At 74.3% G+C, this 23,080-nt stretch carries 18 protein-coding genes and 1 pseudogene; 8 read left to right on the top strand and 11 right to left on the bottom strand.

Annotated elements, in window-relative coordinates:
• Positions 1-48: 48 nt before the first annotated feature.
• From C3492_RS21030 to C3492_RS45880, 6 genes and pseudogenes are all read right to left on the bottom strand, one after another.
• On the bottom strand, positions 49-819 hold the full coding sequence (locus C3492_RS21030; RefSeq protein ID WP_103813283.1) for a cupin: 771 nt from the start codon (positions 817-819) through the stop codon (positions 49-51).
• Between the two features lie 91 nt (positions 820-910).
• Positions 911-2,077 (bottom strand): MalY/PatB family protein, encoded by a 1,167-nt coding sequence (locus tag C3492_RS21025; protein ID WP_258055791.1) that lies wholly within the window; start codon positions 2,075-2,077, stop codon positions 911-913.
• A 54-nt stretch (positions 2,078-2,131) separates the two neighbouring features.
• Positions 2,132-3,373 carry an MFS transporter gene (locus C3492_RS21020; protein ID WP_103813281.1) on the bottom strand — a complete coding sequence of 414 codons (1,242 nt, stop codon included), beginning with the start codon at positions 3,371-3,373 and terminating at the stop codon, positions 2,132-2,134.
• Positions 3,370-4,533, bottom strand: coding sequence for a PLP-dependent cysteine synthase family protein (locus C3492_RS21015; RefSeq protein WP_103813280.1), 1,164 nt, complete (start codon positions 4,531-4,533; stop codon positions 3,370-3,372). The genes C3492_RS21020 and C3492_RS21015 overlap by 4 nt, the downstream gene beginning before the upstream one ends.
• A gap of 113 nt (positions 4,534-4,646) precedes the next feature.
• Positions 4,647-5,069, bottom strand: a complete 423-nt coding sequence (locus C3492_RS21010; protein WP_258055796.1) for a hypothetical protein — start codon at positions 5,067-5,069, stop codon at positions 4,647-4,649.
• Positions 5,070-5,246: 177 nt separating this feature from the next.
• Positions 5,247-5,342 (bottom strand): annotated as a pseudogene (locus C3492_RS45880) (hypothetical protein); the annotation flags it as partial.
• 195 nt (positions 5,343-5,537) lie between these two features.
• Between C3492_RS45880 and C3492_RS21000 the strand changes: the two are divergent.
• The 3 genes from C3492_RS21000 to C3492_RS20990 are packed head-to-tail and all read left to right on the top strand — an operon-like array spanning position 5,538 to position 10,884.
• Positions 5,538-6,410, top strand: coding sequence for a hypothetical protein (locus tag C3492_RS21000; RefSeq protein ID WP_258055790.1), 873 nt, complete (start codon positions 5,538-5,540; stop codon positions 6,408-6,410).
• On the top strand, positions 6,407-8,638 hold the full coding sequence (locus C3492_RS20995) for a bifunctional serine/threonine-protein kinase/ABC transporter substrate-binding protein (protein WP_103813278.1): 2,232 nt from the start codon (positions 6,407-6,409) through the stop codon (positions 8,636-8,638). The genes C3492_RS21000 and C3492_RS20995 overlap by 4 nt, the downstream gene beginning before the upstream one ends.
• Complete coding sequence (locus C3492_RS20990) at positions 8,638-10,884, top strand: bifunctional serine/threonine-protein kinase/ABC transporter substrate-binding protein (protein WP_103813277.1); 2,247 nt, start codon at positions 8,638-8,640, stop codon at positions 10,882-10,884. The genes C3492_RS20995 and C3492_RS20990 overlap by 1 nt, the downstream gene beginning before the upstream one ends.
• Positions 10,885-10,973: 89 nt before the next feature.
• Here C3492_RS20990 and C3492_RS20985 read toward each other — a convergent pair whose 3' ends face one another.
• Both C3492_RS20985 and C3492_RS20980 read right to left on the bottom strand, forming a co-directional pair.
• On the bottom strand, positions 10,974-11,690 hold the full coding sequence (locus C3492_RS20985) for an alpha/beta fold hydrolase (RefSeq protein WP_103813276.1): 717 nt from the start codon (positions 11,688-11,690) through the stop codon (positions 10,974-10,976).
• Positions 11,691-11,710: 20 nt separating this feature from the next.
• Complete coding sequence (locus tag C3492_RS20980) at positions 11,711-12,682, bottom strand: alpha/beta hydrolase (protein WP_103813309.1); 972 nt, start codon at positions 12,680-12,682, stop codon at positions 11,711-11,713.
• Between the two features lie 432 nt (positions 12,683-13,114).
• On the opposite strand from C3492_RS20980, the gene C3492_RS20970 reads away from it, so the two are divergent.
• The 4 genes from C3492_RS20970 (at position 13,115) to C3492_RS20955 (ending at position 17,044) form a co-directional block, all read left to right on the top strand.
• On the top strand, positions 13,115-14,983 hold the full coding sequence (locus tag C3492_RS20970; RefSeq protein WP_258055795.1) for an amidohydrolase: 1,869 nt from the start codon (positions 13,115-13,117) through the stop codon (positions 14,981-14,983).
• Between the two features lie 103 nt (positions 14,984-15,086).
• Complete coding sequence (locus tag C3492_RS20965; protein ID WP_103813274.1) at positions 15,087-15,749, top strand: hydrolase; 663 nt, start codon at positions 15,087-15,089, stop codon at positions 15,747-15,749.
• A 52-nt stretch (positions 15,750-15,801) separates the two neighbouring features.
• Positions 15,802-16,326 carry a DoxX family protein gene (locus C3492_RS20960; RefSeq protein ID WP_103813273.1) on the top strand — a complete coding sequence of 175 codons (525 nt, stop codon included), beginning with the start codon at positions 15,802-15,804 and terminating at the stop codon, positions 16,324-16,326.
• Complete coding sequence (locus tag C3492_RS20955; protein WP_103813272.1) at positions 16,307-17,044, top strand: YoaK family protein; 738 nt, start codon at positions 16,307-16,309, stop codon at positions 17,042-17,044. Before C3492_RS20960 ends, C3492_RS20955 begins: the two co-directional genes overlap by 20 nt.
• A 119-nt stretch (positions 17,045-17,163) precedes the next feature.
• Here the strand turns inward: C3492_RS20955 and C3492_RS20950 are convergent, their stop codons facing one another.
• Positions 17,164-18,129 (bottom strand): AraC family transcriptional regulator, encoded by a 966-nt coding sequence (locus C3492_RS20950; RefSeq protein WP_103813271.1) that lies wholly within the window; start codon positions 18,127-18,129, stop codon positions 17,164-17,166.
• 201 nt (positions 18,130-18,330) lie between these two features.
• On the opposite strand from C3492_RS20950, the gene C3492_RS20945 reads away from it, so the two are divergent.
• Entirely contained in the window at positions 18,331-19,983 is a 1,653-nt protein-coding gene (locus tag C3492_RS20945) for an MFS transporter (RefSeq protein WP_103813270.1), read from the top strand.
• A gap of 12 nt (positions 19,984-19,995) precedes the next feature.
• Here the strand turns inward: C3492_RS20945 and C3492_RS20940 are convergent, their stop codons facing one another.
• Both C3492_RS20940 and C3492_RS20935 read right to left on the bottom strand, forming a co-directional pair.
• Positions 19,996-21,738 carry a pyruvate dehydrogenase gene (locus tag C3492_RS20940; RefSeq protein ID WP_103813269.1) on the bottom strand — a complete coding sequence of 581 codons (1,743 nt, stop codon included), beginning with the start codon at positions 21,736-21,738 and terminating at the stop codon, positions 19,996-19,998.
• A gap of 78 nt (positions 21,739-21,816) precedes the next feature.
• Positions 21,817-23,070, bottom strand: coding sequence for an XdhC family protein (locus tag C3492_RS20935; protein ID WP_103813268.1), 1,254 nt, complete (start codon positions 23,068-23,070; stop codon positions 21,817-21,819).
• Between the last annotated feature and the right edge of the window lie 10 nt (positions 23,071-23,080).

The raw sequence follows: 23,080 nt of genomic DNA, 5'->3' as shown, positions 1-23,080 counted from the left end.
CCCCGGGCGGCACCTCGCCGACGGATCGGGTGCGTCGGAACCGGTCGGTCAGTCGGTGTCGTACGGCGGTGTCGTCCCCGGCAGCGCGTACTCGTCGCGGCGGCCGCACATCCCGAAGGCCGCGAGCCGGGCGGGTCCGGTCTCGTACGCGGTGGCCTCCCCGAGATGGGCGGTGTCCCCGGACTCCAGGGCGTCGAGGTGGGCGCCGGTGCGTTCGGCGGTGGCCAGGGCGCCCGCGCGCCACAGTGCGCGCCAGACGGGTACCTTGGCGCGGACCAGGCGGGCGGCGGCGCGCTGGAAGTCCCGGTAGGGGCCGTCGTCCCCGGCGACGAGGGCCCGGCGCAGCAGGAGGTAGCCCTCGACGGCGAGGTCCCTGCGGCGCCGGGCCGCCGCCTCCGTCTGCGCGCCGGTGCCCGGCGGCAGCGTGGCCGCCGCGGCGTACCGGTCGGGGTCGGCGAGGAGTGCGGGCGGGAAGGTGAAGACGGCGTCCCCGGCCTCGGGCAGACCGCTGTTCTGCATCAGCACGGTGACGCGCAGGCCGGCACCCTCCACCATGCGGTGCACGGTGCCCGGCGTGAACCAGGCGACCGAGCCCGGCCGCAGCGGGATGTCCCGGTGACCTTTGGGGCTGAGGGTCTGCACCGCGCCCCGGCCGGCGGTGACGACGTACGCCTCGGTGCACACCAGGTGCAGGTGCGGGCTGCCGCCGCACACGCCGTCGGCGGACTCCCAGGGGTAGGGGCTGAGGTGGGACAGGCCGACGGCTCCGGGCAGCGGGTGCGGCGGCGCGGGCCGCGCGGGCGAGGGGTCGTTCACCACGGCAGGCCCTCCAGCCGGGCGGCGGGCGGGCACGCCCTCGCCCTGAGCTGCCGCGGCCGACGGCTGCCCGGCCGGCGGAAACCCGGCCGCCTCAGGCGAGGGCGTTCCGGAGCCGGTGCAGGATCTCCCGCAGGATGCTCTGCGACGTCCCGAAGTTGAGCCGTACGAAGCCCTCGCCCTCCGCCCCGAACGTGCGGCCGTCGTTGAGCAGGACGCGCGCCTTCTTCAGGAAGAAGGTCTGCGGATCGGTGTCCAGCTCCAGACCGCGGCAGTCGAGCCAGGCGAGGAACGTCGCCTCCGGGACCCGGTAGTGCACGCCGGGGGGAAGTTCCTCGCGCACCGACCGGGCGTTGCGCGCGAGGACCGGCAGCAGCTCCGCCAGCCAGGCGTCCCCGTCCCGCCAGGCGGCCAGGGTGGCCGCGACACCGAAGGTGTTGGGTTCGCCGTACACATGGGTGGGGTGGGCCAGCGCCTCGCGGACCTCGGCCGCGCCGACGTGGGCTACGGCGCAGCGCAGTCCCGGCACGTTGAACGCCTTCGTGGCCGACGTCAGGGTCACCGTGCGCGCTGCCACCTCGGCCGAGAGGGCGGCGAACGGGAGGTGCCGGTGCGGGGCGTGGACGAGGTCGGAGTGGATCTCGTCCGCGACGACCAGCAGACCGTGACGGAGCGCGAGGTGTGCCAGTGTCTCCAGTTCCTCGCGGCGCAGCACGCGTCCTGTCGGGTTGTGCGGGTTGACCACCAGCAGCACCCGGGCGGGCCGTTCCCGCAGTTCCCGGTCGAGCCGGTCGGCGTCGAACGTCCAGCTCTCGCCGTCCGGCGTGTACGGCAGCGGGTGGAGGCGCCGCCCCATGCCCGCGATCGTCTCCAGGAACGGCGGATAGGTCGGCGTGTGCACCACGACGCCGTCGCCGGGCCGCGTGGCGACGTTCAGTACGGCCTGCAGGCCCTGGTTGATGTCGGTGAACTCCCTGACGTGGGTGGGGTCGAGCACCCAGCCGTGACGTTCACCCATCCGCTCGGCGAAGGCGGCCCTTAGGGGGTTCTGGACGGACCGGCCGTCCCAGGAGGGGTAGCCGAGGTCGTCGTCCACGCACCGCGCGAGGGCCTCACGCACGGCGGGGGCCGGCGGGAAGTCCATCTCCGCGATCCACGCCGGGAGGACGTCCGGCTCGACGCGGCTCCACTTGGCTCCGGGCCGCCGGGACAGCGCGCGGACGTCCAGGTCGTCGAACATGGGGTGCCTCTCTGCTGCCATCCGTCCATCCTGCCGCCGACAGCACGTGGAGGCACCCCTGTGTCCGGCGACACGTCATCCGGCCACCGGCGCGGGCCGTACCCCCAGGTGTCCACCCAGGTGCAGCCGGGCGACCAGGCCGGCGCAGCCCAGACCGGTCGCGGCCAGGGCCGCCCACGGCAGCCATCGCACCCCGGTGTCGAACAGCGCGCCGACGGCGAGGTTGCCGACTGAGATCGCGATGCCGGAGGCGGTGTTGTAGGCGCCGTAGTACGTCGCGAGGAGCCGGTCGCCGGAGAGCCGTACCACGGTGTCCATTTCGAAGGGGTAGAGCAGCGCCCCGCCCCAGGCCAGCAGGACCGCGCACACCGTCAGGGCGCAGAGCCCGGCCGGAGCGCCGTAGGAGCGGGGCAGCAGTGGCAGGAAGGCCACGCCCATGACCACGAGCCCCCACACGACGACCTGCGGTCCGGACAGGGTGCGTTGCGCCCACGCCGTCAGCTTGAGCTGGCCCGCCAGCGCGGCCAGCGCCGACGCGGCGAAGACCGCGCCGGTGACCCATCCGGTCCGCTCACCGAAGAGCGCGCGGGCGTGCAGCGGGAGGGCGAGGTAGACCTGGAAGGCCAGGACGTAGGAGCCGCTCATGGCGGCCGCGAAGAGCAGAAAGGGGCGGTTGGCGGCGACGGTGCGCCAGTCGGCGGCGACCGCCCGCCAGGCGGGTCCGGTGCCGCGGCCGGCGGGGGGCCGGGCGGGCAGGGCGCGGGACTGCAGCAGGGCGAGGGCGCCGAAGAGGGTGGCCGCGACCGTGCACACCGCGCTGAAGTTCCAGGTCAGCAGGGCCAGTCCGGCGAGCGGGCCGACGAGGATGCCCGCCTGGTAGAAGACGTTGAACGCGGCGAACGCCGCCACCCTGCGCTCCTCGCCGGCGTCCGCCGCGAGATACGCGCGGACGGCCGGGTTGAACAGCGCACCCGCCAGGCCGGTCAGCGCCGAGGCCGCCACCAGGGCGGGGAGCGAGGCGGCCACCGCCAGCAGCCCGAAGGCGACCGCGCGCAGGGCGCATCCCGTCAGGATCATCGGCTTGCAGCCGTAGCGGTCGGCGAGGGTGCCGCCGACGAGGAACATGCCCTGCTGGGAGAGGTTGCGCACCCCCAGCACCAGGCCGACCGCCCAGGCGGCGAGGCCGAGGCCATGGGCCAGGTGGTCGGCCAGGTAGGGCATGAGCATGTAGAAGCCCAGGTTGATGGCGAACTGGTTCACCATCAGCAGCCGGGCCGGCCGGTCGAAGGAGTCCGTGGGGAGCCGTAGCCGCTTCACCGGGCACCCGCCTTCGTCAGGTCGCGCCCGAGCGGGTCGCGGACCCGGCCGCACCGTGTCCACCGGGTCACCACGCGCGCGTCCGGCTCGGCGATGTCGTCGGGCTCCGGCGGCGGTGTCCGCCCGAGGAGGCCGTGTTCGCGGCACCAGCCGTCGTCGTAGACCGTGTGCAGGTAGCGGTGGGGGCCGTCGGGGAAGACCGCGGCGATCCTCGTCCCGGCGGGGTACGTCCGCGCCGCCCATCCAGCCACCAGCGCCACCGCTCCGACGCTCCAGCCGCCGGAGGCGCAGTACCGTCGGGCGAGTTGGCGGCAGGCCCAGACCGCCTCGGCCGGGGCCACCCAGTGGACCTCGGCGAAGGCCGCGTAGGCGACGTTGTCCGGGTGGATGCTGGAACCGAGGCCGCGCATCAGACGGGGCCCCGCCGGCTGGCCGAAGATCACCGAACCGACCGAGTCCACCCCGATGAGCGTCAGCCGCGGGAAGACCTCACGCAGTACGGCGGACACGCCGGCGGAGTGTCCGCCCGTGCCGACCGCCGCCACCAGTACGTCCACCCAGCCGAGTTGGGCGATCAGCTCGGCCGCGAGGGGACGGTAGGCGGCGGCGTTGTCGGGGTTGCGGTACTGGTCCGGGCAGTAGGCGCCCGGCGTGCGGGCCAGCAGCTCGGCGACGCACGCGCGGCGCGCCTCCTGCCAGCCGCCCTCGGGGTGCGGCGCGGCGACCTGGAGAACGCGTGCGCCCCGCGCGGTGAGCAGGCGCTCCATGGCCGGTTCCATGCCGGGGTCGGTCACGACGGTCACCGGATGGCCGTAGGTCAGCCCGGCCAGGGCGAGGCCGAGGCCGAGGGTGCCGCTGGAGGACTCGATGACCGGCGCGCCCGGCGCGAGGTCTCCGCGCCGGCGGGCCTCCCGGACCATGTGCAGGGCGGGCCGGTCCTTGAGGCCGCCCGGGTTGGCGCCTTCCAGCTTGGCGTGGAAGCCGCGGCCGGGCGGGGCGAAGGGTTCGTCCACCCACAGGACCGGGGTGTCGCCGACGAGGTGGGCGGGGCGCCGGGCGGTCCGCAGGCGGGGGGTGCGGCTCCGGAAGGGTTCGGGCAGGGGTTCCGGGAGTGCTCCGGGCAGGGGTTCGGGGAGGAATCCGGGCAGGGAGGGGTGCATGGCGTGCGGCTCCTTCGCGCCCGACGGTCTTGCGGCGGGCGCTGTGCGAGAAGGGGGGTGGCGCGCGAGGCACGCCCCGGGCCGCGCAGGGGCGGGGGCGTGCGGGCGCGGGCCTACTGCCGTAGCACGCGGACGAGCGCGAGCGAGGAGCTGTTCGCACAGGAGGGAGAGACACCGGGCGGTCTGCACCGAGCGGTGGGGATGACGGGCCCGCGGAGCCCGGCGGGAAGGAGCGGCTGGTGCGTCTCGGCGTCGAGGGCGCTGTCGTCCAGGGCGGCTCGCGGCCGGTCCGCCGTGTGGTCGACGTGCCCGTCCGCCGCGTGCCGGTGCTGGGGCGGCCCGCTCGAACCCGTCTCACCGGCTCCGTCCGCGACCTGCCGGACGTCCTGCGCCACCGGGGCGCTCGGGTCCGGGCCGGCGAAGGAGCAGGCGTGCACGGCGCCGGTGAGGTGGGCGGCGATCACCAGGACCAGCCCGACCAGCAGGGCGGCACGACGGGAGCGCCCCGCGCGTCCGCCACCGCTGCCCCACGACATGATCACAGCTCCACAGTAATCACGCGGTGACGGTATGTCACATCAACGGGGGCGCGATTCGCCCGCGCGGGGGCGCGGACGCCCACCGCCGCCGAGGAAGGGCCCCACGCGCCGGGCTCAGCCCCGCACGTCGTGTCCCGCCTGCGCGAAGATGTCGCGCATGACCTCGCTCGCCCCGAGGATCGTGCGAGTGTCGACGCCGTACCGGCGGGCGGCGGCCTCGGCGTGGCGGAGGAAGCTGGAGTACACGGCGGCGTAGCCGAGGGTGAGGGTCGACGGGCCACCGTCCGCCTCGCCTCCGAACTCGTCCGGCCCGGCAAGGACTGAGTCGCACCGGGACCGGACGGCCGGCGTGGCGGGGTCGGGACTGTGTGACAGCCGTGGCACAGCTGGGCCACGATCGTCAACCGGTGGCCGGTACACGGAAGTTGCCGCCTAGCATGAGGCCGAACGGTGGTCCGGCGATGCATGGGGGAACGTGTGGTGCTGGGAGGGGTGGCGGCGCGGCTGGGCTGCGCCGTGGCGGTGTGCGGCGTGCTGCTGGCCGGCTGCACCTCCGGTGGGGAGGGGCCCCGCGGACCGGCGGCCGGGACGACGGCCCAGGGCGCGGTCAGCGCGAGTCCCTCGCCGACCGCCGTGGTCGACATCGACCCGGCCAAGCTGCCGACGACCGCGGCTGAGGCCGCCGCCCTGGTCCGCGATGTCCTCGCGCAGCCCTCCGCGTTCGGTCCGGACACGGTCCGCCGCAGCCCGTACGAGAGCGACCCGCGGCGCTGGGCGGTGCTCGGGGACGACTGCGCCTGGGAGCAGCGGGCGCTCCCGAAGGACGTGCTCGCCTCCCTGACACGCCATTACGAGGTCCCGGCCGGTGGCGGCCGGGGACCGCTCACGCTGAGCGCCGTCGTCACGGTGCACCGGACCGCCGAGCAGGCCGACTGGGAGAACGCCGAGGTGCTGGAGGAGATGCTGCGCTGCCCCTCCCAGCTGCTGCGCCCCGGTGAGGTGCTCACGGACCTCACCGACGTCCCGAGCGCCCTCGGCGACTCCGGGAACGGCTACGCCGACGACACCCTGACCGAGACCGGCGCGTACACCAGCGACCGGCTCGGCGGTCCCCACCCCTACGTCTGGGAGCAGACCCGCATCGGCCCGTTCACCGTCGCGGTCTCGGCCAAGGGCGCCAAGGGCTGGTCCCGGACGGACCTGTTCGACCGGCTGAGGGACCCGCACACGAGGATGCGCTCCGGCCTGCGGCGCGCGATCGAGCGGGACGACGTCCCGGCCGGTACCGGCTCGCCCTCGGCCTCCGGGTCCACCGTCACGAAGGGCAGCCGCCGATGACCGAGAAGCTCGCCCCCTCCGACCCCGCCCGGATCGGCGGCCACCGTCTGCTCGCCCGGCTCGGCGCGGGCGGCATGGGCGTGGTCTACCTCGGCCGTGCGGGGTCCGGGGAGCTGGCCGCCGTCAAGGTGATCCTGCCGGAGTACGCCGACCAGCCCGAGTTCCGCGCGCGGTTCCGCCGCGAGGTCGCCGCCGCCCGGCGCGTGGACAGCCCGTGGGCCGTGCCGGTGACCGGCGCCGACCCGGACGCGCCCGCGCCCTGGCTGGCCACCGCGTTCGTGCCGGGACCCTCGCTCGCCGAGGCGGTCGCCGCCTGTGGTCCGCTGCCGCCGCGCGGGGTACGCGCGCTCGGCCGGATGCTGGCCCGGGCGCTGACCGCCGTGCACGACGCGGGACTCGTGCACCGAGACGTCAAGCCGGGCAACGTCCTCCTCGCCCTCGACGGCCCCCGCCTGATCGACTTCGGCATCGCGCGCGCCACCGAGGAGACGGCCCTCACCTCGGCCGACATGGTCGTCGGCACCCCCGGCTTCCTGGCGCCGGAACAGGCGCGGGCACACCCCGCCACTCCGGCCAGTGATGTCTTCGCCCTGGGCTGCCTCCTCTCGTACGCCGCCACCGGCCGCCCGCCCTTCGGCACCGGAGCCGTGGACGCCCTCCTCTACCGCACCGTGCACGACGAGCCCGACCTCGACGGCCTCCCCGACGGCCTGCGCGAGCCGCTGGAGCGCTGTCTCGCCAAGGACCCGGCCGCCCGGCCCACCGCCCGTGAGGTGGACGAGGCGCTCGGCGAGTACGCTCCCGCCGACACCGCGGACTGGCTGCCCGACGACGTCGTACGACTCATCGCGGACCGCTCCGCCGCGATGCTCGCCCTGCCGGACATCGAGGCGACGGCCCTCGACGCGACAACGGACGAGCGGCCGGCGGAAGTTCCCGAGGACGGACGCCCCGGGGAAGTTCCCGGCAACGAACGCCTCACGGAAGCTCCCGCGGACGAACTGCCCATGGAAGTTCCGGAGAACGAGTCGACCACGGAAGTTCCCGGGGACGCGTCACCGCGCCCCGGCAGCCGTCGCCGCCTGCTGCTCCTCGGCGGCGCGGCCCTGCTCGCCGCGGGCGGCGGCGCGGCCTTCTGGGCGTCCCGTCGCGACGACGACCCCACACCCGCCGCCCGCCGCTGGGTGCTCGGCGTCCAGGCCGACCTGACGGGCCCGCAGAGAGCCGTCGGGAAGGCCCAAGAACGGGGCGTACGCCTGGCCGTCGAGCAGTTCAACGCCCGCGCGGACAAGCCGTTCACGCTCACCCTGGAGGTCGCCGACGACCGGGGCGACGAGACCCGCGCCGCACGGGCCGCCCGGACCCTCGCGGCCGACCGGGACCTGCTCGCCGTCATCGGCTCCACCGGCGACCGGACCACCGGCGCGAGCCTCGACACGTACGACGCCCAGCTCGTCCCGCAGCTCACGGCCTCCTCCGCACAGGAGGTGTACGGCACCTCGCGGCCACGCCACTTCCTCCAGGCCGTTCCCGGGTACGGCGTGTCGCCCGCGCTGATCGCCCTCGGGCTCGGCAGGGCGGGCGCCAGACGCGCGGGCGTCCTGATCGACCGCGACGGCGGCATCGCGGCCTGGCAGCTCGGTCACACCACCTTCCAGTCCCTCGGTCTCGTGAAGATCCAGGCCGAGCCACGGGTCGTGCCCCGACTGGCCGGGCACCTCGCCCCGGTGGTCGCGCAGATGCTCGCCCACAAGCCGGACGGCATCGTCTACACGGGCACACCGGCGCGCGCGGCGGTCGTCGCCCGTGCCCTCGCCGAGCAGCGCTTCACCGGCGTCCGCGTCCTCGGCTACCCGGCCGCCGATCAGGAGTTCCTGACCGCCGCGGGCCCGGCCGCCGAAGGCTGGCAGGTCTTCGCGCCGTACATCGATCCCTCGGCCGCGCGCGTGCGGAGCTTCGCCGCCGCCTACCGCCGGCGCTACGGCTCCGCGCCCCCGTACTGGGCGGCGGAGGCCTACGACGTGGCCCGGATGGTCATCACCCGCGTCACCGAGGCGGGCGGCCGGCCGTCCCGTACCAGGCTGTACGACCTGCTGACGAAGGGCACCTACAAGGGGCTCGTGCGGACGTACGCGTTCGACAAGAACCGGATGCTCAAGGGGTACGACGTCTTCCGCTACGAGGTGAGGGGCGGCCGGTACGCCTACGCGGGCGAGGCGGCTCTCTGATGCGCCCGCTCGTGGCGGACGACCCCGAGGACATCGGCGGCCACCGGCTGCTGGCCCGGCTCGGCGCCGGCGGCATGGGCGTGGTCTACCTCGCCCGCAGCGCGGGCGGGACGCTGGTCGCGCTCAAGGTGATCCGCGCCGAGCACGCGGCGGACCCGGCCTTCCGCGCCCGTTTCCGGCGGGAGGTGACGGCCGTGCGCGCCCTGACCGGACGCTGGCTGGTGCCGGTCGTGGCCGCCGACCCGGAGGCCCGCAAGCCCTGGCTGGCCACGGAGTTCGTGCCCGGTCCCGCCCTGGCCGAGGCGGTCGACGGCCACGGCGCCCTGCCCGTCGCGACGGTACGGACCCTGGGCCTCCGGCTGGCGGAGGCGCTCAGCGCCGTCCACGCGGCGGGGCTGGTGCACCGGGACGTGAAGCCGGGCAACGTCCTGCTCGGCCTGGACGGCCCCCGGTTGATCGACTTCGGCATCGCCCACGCCGCCGGGGCCACCGCGCTCACCGCACCCGACGCCGTCGTGGGCACCCCCGGCTTCCTCTCACCGGAACAGGCGCGGGCCCGTGCGGAGGAGGTCGGCCCGCCGAGTGACGTCTTCTCCCTGGGCTGCGTCCTGGCGTACGCGGCCTCGGCACGGCGCCCGTTCGGCACCGGGCACGCGGCGGCCGTCCTGTTCCGCACGGTGCACGAGGAACCGGACCTGACGGACGTACCCGCCGGCCTGCGGTCGCTGATCGGGGCCTGCCTGGCCAAGGATCCCGCGCGGCGCCCGACGGCCACCCGGCTGGGGGCCGCCCTGCGGGACCCGCGGACCTCGCCGGCGCGGGACGTTCCCGGAGCACGGGACGAGGACTGGCTGCCGCCCGCGGTCCTGCGCCTGGTCGCCGAACGGTCCGCGCGAGCGCTGGACATCCCCACCCCCCGGCGGTCCGAGCGAGCCCCGGACACCCCCGCTCCCCGACCATCCGCGCGAGCCCTGGACGCACCCACCCCCCAACGGCCGGCGGGCGAGGACACCGTCACCGGCCCGGCCGCCCCCGGACCGGCCGACGCCCGGCCACCGACGCGCCGGCGCATCCTGCTCATGGGGAGCGCGGCGGCCTCCGTGGTGGCGGTCGGCGGTGGGACCGCCGCCTACCTGACGGCCGGACGCGGGGCCGGCGGCGGTTCCGGCGGCCTGCCCGTGCGCACCCTCGGCTTCCAGGCCGATCTGACCGGCGACGGCAAGGCGGACGGCGTGGCCCAGGAGCGCGGGGCGCGCCTCGCCGTGGCGCACCACAACGCGCGCGCCGGCATCGCCTTCCGTCTCGCGCTCGACACCTACGACGACCGGGGCGACGCCGCCCGGGCCCGGCAGGCGGCCGAGCGCTTCACCCACGCGGGCGTCAGCGCGGTCCTCGGCCCCGGCACGGCCACCGCCGCCCTCGCCGCGGGCCCGCGCTACCAGGCCGCGGACACCGCCATGGTGCTGATCTCCGTGTCCGATCCACGACTCGACGCCAGTGGGCTGCGGACCCTCTGCGCCACCCGGGGCCCGGAACGGCAGTTGGCGCTGCCTCTCATCAGGTACCTGAACGCCGTACGCCCGGTCGACCGCACCGCCGTCATCGACGACCGGGCCGCGGGGCAGGCGGGCGCCGACCTCACCGACGCCCTCACGCTGGCCCCGCCCCACGACGGCACGACCAGCGTGCACTCCGTTGCCGCCGGCAGCGACGACTTCCGTCCCGCCGTCCGCGCCGCCCTCGCCGCCCGGGCACAGGCCGTCGTCTTCAGCGGGACGTCGCCGCAGCGCGCCGCAGCCTGCGCCCGTGCCCTCGCGGACGCGGGCTTCACCGGGCCACGGCTGGGCACCTGGCACATCATGCGCCCGGCCCTCCTCCAGCAGGCCGGACCGGCCGCCCAGGGCTGGCTGTTCGGCACCCCCTTCACCGACCCCGGCAGCGTGTCCCCGGCGTTCGGGTCCGCCCACCGCGCGGCCTACGGCACCGCACCCGGCCGCTGGGCACCGGAGGCGTACGACGCGGTGGGGCTGGTCGCGCGGGCCCTGGAGTCACTGGGCGGCTCGGCCGACGGCGCACCGGGTGCCGTGGCACAGCGCCTCTTCAGCCTCACCTACCAGGGCCTCGCCAAGACGCTCCGCTTCGACGACACGCACGCCCTCGCGCTGCAACCGGACGCCGTGTACTTCCTGTACCAGGTGGAGGACGACTCCTTCCGGTTCCTCGGCCGGTACGACCGGGTGAGCTGAGCCCCCACCGTCCGTGTGCGGGGTGGGCGCGCGAGACCGCGCGGACGCGATACGGGGGAGGCGTCCGCGCGGTCGTTCGTGGAGCCGGGTCAGCCGGTCGCGCGGACCGCGTCGCGGATCAGCTCGGCGACGGCCTTCGGCTGGGAGACGGCCACGGCGTGCGAGGCGCCCTCGATCTCGACGATCGTCGCCCCGGCCCGCTTCGCGCCGAAGCGTTCCACCTCCGGGTTGATGGCGTTGTCGGCGCCGGCCACCAGGGCCCAGGACGGCTTGGTCTTCCAGGCGGCGGCGGAGGCCGTCTCCTCGAAGGCCGCGGCGGCCAGCGGGCGCTGCGCGGCCGCGAGGATCCTGGTGACCTCCGCGGGCACGTCGGCGGCGAAGACCGACGGGAACGCGTCCTCGGCGATGGTGACCTCGACGGCGGGCTCGCCGCCCGGGACGGGGTACGTCCACTGCTTGAGGTTGCTCACCAGCGGCGAGAGCGGGAAGCGGCCCTGGAGCTCGCCGAGGCTCTCGCCCTCTTCGAGGGCGTAGGCGGCGACGTAGACGAGGCCGACGACGTTCTCGGTGGTGCCGGCCACGGTGATCAGCGCACCGCCGTACGAGTGGCCGACCAGCACGACCGGACCGTCGATCTGGGAGGCGACGGAGGCGACGTACGCGGCGTCGGACGCGAGGCCGCGCAGCGGGTTCGGCGGCGCGATCACGGGAATGCCGTGGCTCTGCAGTTCCTCGATCACCCCGGACCAGCTCGCCGCGTCGGCGAAGGCGCCGTGGACCAGGACGACGGTGGGAGTGGCGCTCATGTCTGTGTGTCTCCTCGGGGTCAGGCGGTGTGCAGGGCCGCGTGCAGCGTGCGGACCGCCATGGTGATGGCGGCCTCGGCGGCGTGCGTGCCGCGCAGGGCGTTGAGCATCACGAAGTCGTGGATGATGCCCTGGAAGCGGACGGCGGTGACCGGCACACCGGCCTCGCGGAGCTTGTTGGCGTAGGCCTCGCCCTCGTCGCGCAGCACGTCGGCCTCGCCGGTGATGACCAGGGCCGGGGGCAGACCGGTGAGCTGCTCGGTGGTGGCGCGCAGCGGGGAGGCGGTGATCTGGGCGCGCTCGGTCTCGTCGGTGGTGTACTGGTCCCAGAACCACTGCATGCCGTCGCGGCGCAGGAAGTAGCCGGTGGCGAACTGGTGGTAGGACGGCGTGTCGAAGCTCGCGTCGGTGACCGGGTAGAACAACACCTGCTGCACCAGCGGGATGCCGCCGCGTTCCTTGGCCATCAGGGTCAGCGCGGCGGTCATGTTGCCGCCGACGGAGTCACCCGCCACGGCCAGGCGGGAGCCGTCCAGGCCCTTCGAGGCGCCCTCCTCCACGACCCACTTGGCGACGGTGAAGTTCTGCTCGATGGCGACCGGGTAGCGGACCTCGGGCGAGAGGTCGTACTCGGGGAAGACGACGGCGGCCTCGGCGCCGACGGCGAGTTCGCGCACGAGGCGGTCGTGGGTGTGGGCGTTGCCGAAGACCCAGCCGGCGCCGTGGATGTAGAAGATGACGGGGAGGGTGCCGGTGGAGCCGGCGGGCTTGACGATCCGTGCCCGGACGCTGCCGGTGGGGCCGCCCTGGACGGTGATCCACTCCTCGTCGACGGCGGGCTTGTCGATCTCGCCGGACTGGACCTCGTCGACGGCCTTGCGGCCCTCGGCGGGGGCCAGGTCGAAGAGGTAGGGCGGGTTGGCGGTCGCCGCCACGAACTCGGCCGCGGCGGGCTCCAGTACCGGCGTCACCGGCGCCTGGGCATCAGACATGGGAATCTCCTGGACGTGCGTAAGGGGCGCCGGTCGTTCCGGCATACGAGCCGGATCGTCGTGCTGGGCACTCCGGCGCCGCTGAGCGCAACCGTAGAACCGCCGTCCGCACCACGATTGCCCGTCCGTGCACGTCTCGCGTCCTCAAAGTGCACGAATGCCGGCCACCGCACGCCGAGTGCGCTGTGGGGAACGGCAGAGTGCGCGGACGGGACACACGGCGGTGTCGCCCGGCCGTAGCTTGAGGGCGCAGCGGTCGCGGTTCGCCCATCGGTACGACGGCGGACTCTCGCGCCATCACCGCTCTTTCTCGCCCGCGTCTTTGATCGCTCTTCCCCTCGCTCCGCTCGTCGCCCTTCCCGGCCGCCGAGCGCGGGCGCAGCGGACATCCAGGGCGCCCACCACGGAGGAGGTCTCGCACACGTGTCTGTCATGCCGGTCGGCGGGCTGGTTCCCCAGGCCATCGACGATGCCGCGGAGCTGGTCGTCCGCAACGCCAGCATCCATACGGGGGATCCGCGCCGCCCACGCGCCGAGGCGCTCGCGGTGCGAGGCGGTGTCATCACGGTCGTCGGTGACGACAAGGACGTCGCCCCGCACGTCGGTCCCGCCACGAAGGTGGTGGACGCGCTCGGCCGGCGGACGATCCCGGGACTCAACGACGCCCATCTGCACGTGATCCGGGGCGGTCTCAACTACGTCCTGGAGCTGCGCTGGGACGGGGTCCGGACGCTCCGTCAGGCCCTGGCGATGCTGCGGGAACAGGCCGCGCGGACGCCGAAGGGCCAGTGGGTGCGGGTGGTCGGAGGCTGGTCGGCCGACCAGTTCGCCGAGCGGCGGCTGCCGACCGTGGCCGAGCTGAACGCCGCCGCCCCCGACACCCCGGTGTTCGTACTGCACCTGTACCAGTCGGCCGTCCTCAACCGGGCGGCGCTGCGGGCCGCCGGGTTCGCCAAGGACACGCCCGAGCCGAAGGGCGGACAGATCGTCCGCGGCCGGGACGGGGAACCGACCGGCATGCTGCTGGCCGCGCCGAGCGCCCTCGTCCTCTACTCGACGCTGGCCAAGGCGCCGGTTCTGGAGGGCGAGGACAGGAAGGTGTCGACCCGTCACTTCCTGCGCGAGCTCAACCGGTTCGGCCTGACCTCGGCGATCGACGCCGCCGGCGGTTTCCAGAACTTCCCCGAGAACTACAGCACCGTCGTCGAGCTGGCGAAGGCCGGTCAGCTGTCGCTGCGCATCGCCTATCACCTCTTCCCGCAGACCGCGGGCCAGGAGATAGCCGACCTCACCCGCTGGATCGAGATGGCCCGCCCGGAGGACGGGGACGCGTGGCTGCGTCTCAACGGCGCGGGTGAGAACCTCACCTGGGCGGCGGCGGACTTCGAGAACTTCAGCCAGCCGCGCCCGGAACTCGGCGACTACGAGGGCGAGTTCGAGAAGGCCGTACGTCTCCTCATGGAGAACGGCTGGGGGTTCAGGCTGCACGCCACGTACGACGAGACGATCCGCCGGGATCTGGCGGTCTTCGAGAAGCTGGCCGCCGAGGGGCTCTTCCCCGCGGGGAACCGGTGGTTGTTCGACCACGCGGAGACGGTCTCGGCACAGAGCCTCGACCGTGTCGCCGCGCTCGGCGGCGCCATGTCCGTCCAGAACCGGCTGTACTTCCAGGGCGAGGCGTTCCTGCGCCGGTACGGCCCCGGTGCCGCCGCGGACGCGCCGCCCATCCGGGCCATGCTGGACCGCGGACTGACCGTGGCGGCCGGCACGGACGCCACCCGGGTGTCCTCCTACAACCCCTGGGTCGCCCTGCACTGGATGGTGAGCGGGCGGGACATCGGCGACCTGGTGCTCCGCTCCCCCGGCAACCGTGTCGACCGGGAGACCGCGCTGCGGATGTTCACCGTCGCCGGCGCCGAACTGACCGGCGAGCAGCAGGTCAAGGGCGTACTGCGGCCGGGGTGTTACGCGGACCTCGCGGTGCTGTCCGACGACTACTTCACCGTGCCGGAACCGGAGATCGCGCACATCGAGTCGCTGCTCACGGTCACCGGCGGCCGGATCGTCTACGCCGCCCGGGAGTACGAGGGCCTGGACGAGGAGCTGCCGCCCGTCACCCCCGCCTGGAGCCCGGTGGCGCACTTCGGTGGCTACCAGGCGTCACGGCCGGCCGGTGTGCGCCAGGCCGAGGCCCTCGGTGAGGCCGTCGCGGAGTCGGAGCAGCATCGCGCTTGGCGCGCACGGCGCGGCCTGGCCCCCGGCGCCGCCGACATGCCGTTCGATCCCTGCTTCGCCCTCTGAGCGGTCCCCGCCGGTCAGCACCCACAGACCCCGTCCCCAGGACGGTCGTTGTCCGGCGCGGACGCCCGTCCGCGCCGCCACTGATGAATGGAAAGGCACTCTCATGGTCGACATCGCCCAGGTCACCGCGTCTCCCAGCCCCGACCTGCTGACCCCGGACAACTGCGCGGTCCTGTTCGTGGACCACCAGCCGCAGATGTTCTTCGGCACCGGCAGCGGAGACCGGACCGCGATCATCAACTCCACCCTCGGCCTGGCCAAGGCCGCCAAGGTGTTCGACGTGCCGGTGGTGCTGAGCACCGTGGCCGCCGAGTCCTTCTCCGGTCCGATCCTGCCGCAACTCGCGGACGTGTTCCCGGACCAGAAGATCGTCGACCGCACCACGATGAACGCCTGGGAGGACACCGCGTTCGTCGAGGCCGTCAAGGCGACCGGCCGCAAGAAGCTCGTCATCGCCGGTCTGTGGACCGAGGTCTGCGTCGTCCTGCCGGTGCTCTCCGCCATCGCCCAGGGCTACGAGGTGTACGTCGTCACGGACGCCTCCGGCGGTGTCAGCCCGCAGGCCCACGAGCACGCCGTCCAGCGCATGATCCAGGGCGGCGCGGTGCCGGTCACCTGGGTGCAGGTGCTGCTGGAGCTCCAGCGTGACTGGGCCCGCGGCGAGACGTACGTGCCGGTGACGGAGGTCGTGAAGGAGCACGGCGGCGCCTACGGTCTCGGCCTGGTGTACGCCCAGACCTTCATCGGCGGCCACGCGGCCGGCTGAGCCCTCCCCCAGCACAGCGATCAAGGACCGAGTCAGGAACAGGCAGGAAGAGATGGACGCGGGACTGCTGGTCCTCCGGGTGGTGGTGGGACTCCTCATCACCGGCCACGGAGTGCAGAAGGTGAGCTTCCGGCTCGGGGGCCACGGCTTGGCAGGCGGAACGGAGGAGTTCCGGCACGACGGGTTCCGTGGGGGCCGGCTGACCGCGGTCGTCGCGGGGGCCGGCCAGATCGGGGCCGGCCTGTTCCTGACCGCCGGTCTGCTCACGCCGCTGGCGGCGATGGCCGCCATGGGCGTGATGACGGTCGCGGGCACCGTCAAGTGGCCCAAGGGCCTCTGGGTGCAGAACGACGGCTACGAGTACCCGCTGGTCCTCGTGATCGTCTCCGCGGCGCTGGCCCTCACGGGGCCCGGCGCGTGGTCCCTCGACCACGCGCTCGGCGTCACGCCGTGGCCGGTGTGGGTCGCGGTCGCCACGATAGTGATCGGCCCGGCGAGCGGGCTGCTGACCCGGCTGGTGCTGCATCGCCCGCCCCTGGTACCGGAAGGAAAGACCCATGCGCAGCCTGCTGACTGACGCGGCCCACACGCTGGTCCCGCCCAAGGGCGACCGGCACGGCCCGCTGCCTCCCCTGATGCTGACGCTGACCGTGGTCACCGGTCTGGTCGACGCGGTGAGCTATCTGGCGCTGGGTCACGTCTTCGTCGCCAACATGACGGGCAACGTGGTGTTCCTCGGCTTCGCCCTGGCAGGTGCCCAGACCCTGTCCGTGCTGGCCTCCGTCGTCGCGCTGGTGGCCTTCCTCGCCGGCGCGCTGACCGGTGGCCGGCTGGGGACCCGGTTCGCGGGGCACCGCGGGAACCTGCTGAAGACGGCCACCGCCGCCCAGACGGTGTTGGTCGCCGTCGCCGTCGTCGTCACGGCGGTGGCCGACGGCCGGGTCACCACCGGCGTCGAGTACACGCTCATCGTGTGCCTCGGGCTCGCCATGGGCCTGCAGAACGCGGTCGCCCGGCGCCTCGGCGTGCCGGACCTCACCACGACCGTACTGACGCTGACCCTCACCGGTCTGGCCGCGGACTCGCCGGCGGCGGGCGGTGCGGCGCCGAGGCCCGGCCGCCGGATCCTGTCCGTGCTGGCCATGCTGCTCGGCGCCCTCGTCGGCGCGGAACTCGTCCTGCACGGGCATCTGGTGCTCACCCTGGTACTGTCCCTGCTGCTCCTGGCGGTCACCTCCGTGGTGACCCACCGCCTGTCCGCCGACGGCGCCGCCTGGACCCGGCCGCCGTCCTGACGACGAGCCACGATCCGGACGGAAGCCCGTCACTGGGACGGAAACCCTCGGTCCGGACGGACGCCCTCCACTGGGACCGAAACCCTCGGTCCGGACGGCAGCCGTCCGTCCGGACGGGTTCATCCCCCGGCCTCCCGGTCGCCCCGCCCGGCGAACTGCCGCCATTCGCTGGGCGACATTCCGTAGGTGGCGCGGAACACGCGGCTGAAGTGGGTGGGGCTGGCGAAGCCCCAGCGGTGCGCGACAGCCGCGATGGTCATGTGCTCCGCGGAACGCAGGGTGAGGACGCGCCGGCACTCGGCCAGCCGCCGGCGCTGGATCAGCCGGCCGACCGTCGTGCCCTCCTCCCGGAACAGCTTGTGCAGGTAGCGCACGGAGATGTGGTGGGCGCGGGCGATCGTCTCCGGAGACAGGTCCGTGTCACCGAGCCGCAGGTCGATGAAGTCCAGGATGTCCGACATCAGCGGCGCCCGGGTGTCCTGCCCCGGTCCCCGCGCCTGGTCGGCCAGATGCTCGCCGGCCAGGGTGGACAGCAGGCTCACGGCGTTCCAGGCGAGCATGTCGCCGACCGCGGACCGGGCCACCGCCGTCGTGTCGGCGAAGTCGGACAGGAACGGCGAGACCAGGGCGCCCAGCCGGGACGTCAGGGGTACCGGCGCGTGTGTGAGGCGGGGCACGTCCGACCCGGTCAGCCCGAGCAGTTGACCCGGGAGCAGGAACACCTTCAGGCGGACATGCCGCGGGAAGTCCAGCACCGGGGGCTGGTGCACGTCGTAGAAGCAGATGTCACCGGGGCCGAGGACCGTGTCCGTGACGGGTTGCCGCGCGAGCAGGGCGCCGACGGTGCCGCGCAGCCCGACGAAGAGGTACTCGCCGCTCTCCCGGGCGATCAGCCGCCGGGGAAGTGCCGCGGGGCCCGGCGGCGCGCCCGGCGGCCGCTCCCGGGGCAGGCGTGCGGGTACCGCGTCCCTGGTGACGATGTCCAGGCCCATGGGCATCCGCCGCGCCCCGCTGTCCGGTGACGTGCCGGCGGTGGACGTGCCGACCGTGCGCCTGTCGATCAGGGACGTTGCTGTGCGCGACATGAACCGCCCTTGCCTCCGAACCGTTGCCGTGTGTGAAGCGGCCGTTCCGGGGAATCCGGACCGGGCTCCGCTTCGCCCGGAGCGTAGGCGGGTGGATGTGCGAAAAGAGTGACAAGACAGTGACCGGGGGCTGCGCTGCCGGGTCACACCCCATGCGCTCACGGTCAACAGCCCAGGGACGGCGGCCCCTACTGTCCGGGCATGAGCAGCACGTCTTCAGCCTCCCCGCCCGCCGCGACCGACTCCCCCTGGGCCCCGCTCGCGGCGCGCGTCTTCCGGGCCCTGTGGATCGCCCAGCTGGTCTCGAACATCGGCAGCTGGATGCAGACCGTGGGCGCGCAGTGGCTGCTGGTCGGGCACGGCGCCGCGCTGGTGACGCTCGTACAGACCGCCGCCGGCCTTCCCGTGGTCCTGCTCGCCCTGCCCGCCGGGGTGGTCGCCGACCGCTTCGACCGGCGCTCGGTGCTGCTGGCCGCGCAGTTCGCGATGCTCGCCGTGTCCGGTGTGCTGGCCGTGCTGGCGTTCCTGGACGCCCTGACCCCGGTGGTGCTGCTCGTGCTCACGTTCCTGCTCGGGTGCGGCACCGCGCTGATGGGCCCGGCGTGGCAGGCGATCCAGCCGGAACTGGTGGAACGCCGGCGGCTCGGCCAGGCCGCGGCGCTGGGCGCGGTGAACATGAACCTGGCCCGTGCCGTCGGTCCGGCGCTCGGCGGGGCGGTGGTCGCGGCGGCGGGCGCGGGCTGGGTCTTCGCCTTCAACGCGGCTTCCTACCTGGGCATCGCGGCCGTCCTCGTGGCGTGGCGGCGCCCGGAGGCGGCAATCGCCACCGTCCCCGGGAACGACGGACTGCTGGCGGCCCTGTACGCCGGCCGCCGCTATGTGTGGAACGCCCCCGGCGTCCGCCGGGTGCTGCTGCGCACGCTCCTGTTCATCCCCGGCGGTGCCGCGCTGTGGGCACTGCTGCCGCTGACCGCGAGCAGTTCCCTCGGCCTCGGCTCGGGCGGCTACGGGCTCCTGCTGGCGGCGGTGGGCGTGGGGGCCGTGGCGGGGGCGTTCGCGCTGCCGCGCGTCCGTGCCCTGCTGGGTGCCAACGGCACGCTCGCCGCCGGCGCCCTGGTGTTCGCCGGCGTGCTGGCAGTGCTGGCGACGGTCCGCACACCGTGGCTGGTCACCATCGCCCTGCTGCCGGCGGGACTCGCCTGGATCGGAGTGCTGTCCACCCTCAACGCGGCCGTGCAGACGCGGCTGCCCGGCTGGGTCAGGGCGCGTGGCCTCGCGGTGTACCTGCTGGTCTTCCAGGGCGGTCAGGCGCTCGCGGCACCGCTGTGGGGCGCGGTCGCGGACTGGGTGGGGCTCAGCGCGTGCCTGCTGATCGCCGGTGCGGTGATGGTGCTCAGCGCGGCCAGTGTGCGCCGGTGGCCGCTGTACGACGCGGAGGGCATCGACCCCACGCCGTCCGACCACTGGCCGGCCCCTCCCCTGGTGTTCGAGCCCGGGGAGTCCGACGGCCCGGTCCTGGTCTCCGTCGTCTACCGCGTCCCTGCCGGGAACCGGGCCGCGTTCACGGTCCGCATGCGTCAGGTCGCCCGTTCCCGGCGCCGTACGGGAGCCCTGTCCTGGGGTCTCTACCAGGACGGCAACGACCCGGCGCGCTTCGTCGAGAACTACCTGGTCGGCTCCTGGGCGGAACACCGGGCCCAGCACCACGTCCGGTGGACGGACACCGACCGCCGGCGCGAGGAGCAGGCCCGTGAGCTGCTCGCGCCGGGGACGGTGCCCGAGGTGACCCATGCCTTCGACACCGTGGCGGGGCCGGCCGTACCGGCCGGGTCCGGCCCCGCGCTCGCCGGGTAGGGGCGTGCCGGGTCAGGGGCGGGGAATGTTGCGGAGGTTGGCCCGGGCCAGGTGGACCATGCGGCCGACGCCTCCGCTCAGGACGGTCCGGCTCGCGGACAGGGCGAAGCCGGTGAGCTGTTCGGTGGTGATCTTCGGCGGCACGGCCAGCGCGGCCGGGTCGGTGACGACGTCCACCAGCGCGGGCCCGTCGTGGGCGAACGCCTCGCGCAACGCGTCCCGGACCTGGCCGGGCTTCTCCACCCGGATGCCGCGCGCTCCGGCGGCCGTGGCGATGGCGGCGTAGTCGGCGTGCGGGTAGCTCGTGCCGTGCGGGGGCAGGCCGTCGACCATCATCTCCAGGTCGACCATGCCGAGGGAGGAGTTGTTGAAGACGACCACCTTGACCGGAAGGTCGTACTGGACGAGCGTGAGGAAGTCGCCCATGAGCATGGAGAACCCGCCGTCGCCGGAGAGCGAGACGACCTGCCGGCCCCGGTCGAGGAACTGGGCGCCGATGGCCTGGGGCAGCGCGTTGGCCATGGAGCCGTGCACGAAGGAGCCGAGGATGCGGCGGCGGCCGTTGGGCGTGAGGTAACGCGCCGCCCACACACAGCACATGCCGGTGTCGACGGTGAACACGGCGTCGTCGGCGGCCTCTTCGTCGAGCACCGAGGCCACGTACTCGGGGTGGATGGGGGTGTGCCGGTCGACGTCGCGCGTGTAGGCGCTGACGGCGCCTTCGAGGGCGTGCGCGTGCCGCTCCAGCATCCGGTCGAGGAACCGGCGCGACTGCTTCTCCCGCACCGCGGGCGTCAGGCAGCGCAGGGTCTCGCGGACGTCTCCCCAGACGGCGAAGTCGAGTTGGGTGCGCCGGCCGAGCCGCTCGGGCTGCACGTCGACCTGGACGGTGCGCACGTGGCGGGGCAGGAACTCGGTGTACGGGAAGTCGGTGCCGAGGAGGATGAGCAGGTCGCACTCGTGCATGGCCTCGTAGGCGGCGCCGTAGCCGAGCAGTCCGCTCATGCCGACGTCGTACGGGTTGTCGTACTGGATGTGTTCCTTGCCGCGCAGGGCGTGGCCGACCGGGGCCTTGACCTTCGCGGCGAACTCCATCACCTCGGCGTGGGCTCCGGCGACGCCCCGGCCGCAGAACACCATGACGCGTTCGGCGCCGTCGACCAGCTCGGTGAGCCGGGCGATCTCCTGGTCGCTGGGGCGGATGGCGGGCAGGTCCAGGGGCATGGCGAGTTCGGGTGACGCGTCCGGGGAGTCCTCGGCGGCGGTGTCACCGGAGAGGGCGACGACCGACACCCCGCGCCGGCCGACGGCGTGCTGGATGGCCGTCTGCACCACGCGGGGCATCTGACGCGGGGAGGAGATCAGCTCGGAGTAGTGGCTGCACTCGGCGAACAGCCGGTCGGGGTGGGTCTCCTGGAAGTAGCCGGTGCCGATCTCGCCGCTCGGTATGTGGGCGGCCAGCGCCAGCACCGGCGCCATCGAGCGGTGGGCGTCGTACAGGCCGTTGATCAGATGCAGGTTGCCGGGCCCGCAGGATCCCGCGCACGCGGCGAGCCGCCCGGTGAGCTGGGCCTCCGCTCCGGCGGCGAACGCCGCGACCTCCTCGTGGCGGACCTGGATCCACTCGACGTCGGCGTGCCGCCGGACCGCGTCGACGACGGGATTCAGGCTGTCTCCGACCACGCCGTACATGCGGCGCACACCGGCGCGCGCCATGAGGTCGACGTACTGTTCGGCGATGGTCTGCTTGGCCATGGCACTCCTCGGGTTCGGGCCTTGCGGCACGACCCTCCGGGCGGGGGCACGGAGGGCCTGCCTCGCGCCCGGCCCACGCTAGTGAGCGCCGAGCGCCGCGGTTGTCCGTCCGCGCACGGCATCGGTTCCGGCAGCGCACCGGGCGCCGGGACGGTCCGTTGTCGTGGTCGGGTGGATGGGCCCGTCCAGCAGGGAGAGCGGGTGGGCGGTGCGGCCGGAGCGGACGGCGATGAGTTCCGCGGCGAAGGACACGGCGGTCTCCTCGGGAGTCGACGCGCCCAGGTCGAGGCCGAGGGGCGCGTGCAACCGCGCGACGGCGTCGGGCGACACGCCGGCCGCGGCGAGGTCCTCCCGTCTGCGTGCCTGGACACGGCGGGAGCCGAGCGCTCCGACGTAGGCCAGGGGCCGGTCCAGGGCCTCGGCGAGGACGGGGACGTCGAACTTGGGGTCGTGCGTCATCACGCACACCACGGTCCGGTGGTCGGTCTCCGTGGCCGCCAGGTACCGGTGGGGCCAGTCGACCACGACCTCGTCGGCGTCCGGGAAGCGCTCGGGTGTGGTGAAGGCGGCCCGGGCGTCGCAGACCGTGACGTGGTAGCCGAGGAGGGCACCGATCCGGCTCACCGCGGCGGCATGGGCGTTGGCGCCGAAGACCAGCAGCCGGGGCGGCGGGGCCCAGGCCTCGAACAGCACGCGCGGGGCCCGCGGCTCGCCCGGCACGCCGGCGTCGTGGGAACGGGACACGCCGGCGTCGTACGGCCCTTCCGCTCCGTCCTCGTACGACCGTGACGCACCGGCCTCGTAGCTCCGTACGGCGGTGCCGTCCCGGTCGAGCATGCGGCGGGCGTCGGCGAGGACGGCCAGGTCCAGGACGGGGTCGCCGGTGCTGCCCAGGTGGCCGTCCTGCCACACGGCGACGGAGCCGGCGCCCGCGCCGGGTCCGGGCAGCACGCGGGCCACGACGACGGGGCGCCGCGCCGCCGCGGCCAGGTGGGCGGCGGCGAGGACCCGGACCATGGCGTCGTCCACGGCCTGGACGAGGACGTCGATCTCGCCTCCGCACATCAGCCCCACCGCGAACGCGTCGTCCTCGGCGTACCCGAAGGACACGCACCGCGCCTCCCCCGATGCCAGCACCTCACGGGCCAGGTCGTAGACGGAGCCTTCGACGCAGCCTCCCGACACACTGCCGAGGGCCGTGCCGTCCTCGTGGACGCAGAGCGCCGCCCCGGCGCGCAGGGGTGCGCTGCCGCGGACGGCGACGACGCTCGCGAGGGCGCAGCGGGCTCCGGCGGACTGCCACTCCAGCAGGCGGGGCGCCAGGTCTCGCATGGGATCTCTC

This window comes from Streptomyces sp. Ru62 (genome assembly GCF_002920615.1).
Taxonomy (GTDB): domain Bacteria; phylum Actinomycetota; class Actinomycetes; order Streptomycetales; family Streptomycetaceae; genus Streptomyces.
The sequence above is the reverse complement of the archived record's forward strand: the minus strand, read 5'-3'. Positions and strand labels throughout refer to the sequence as shown.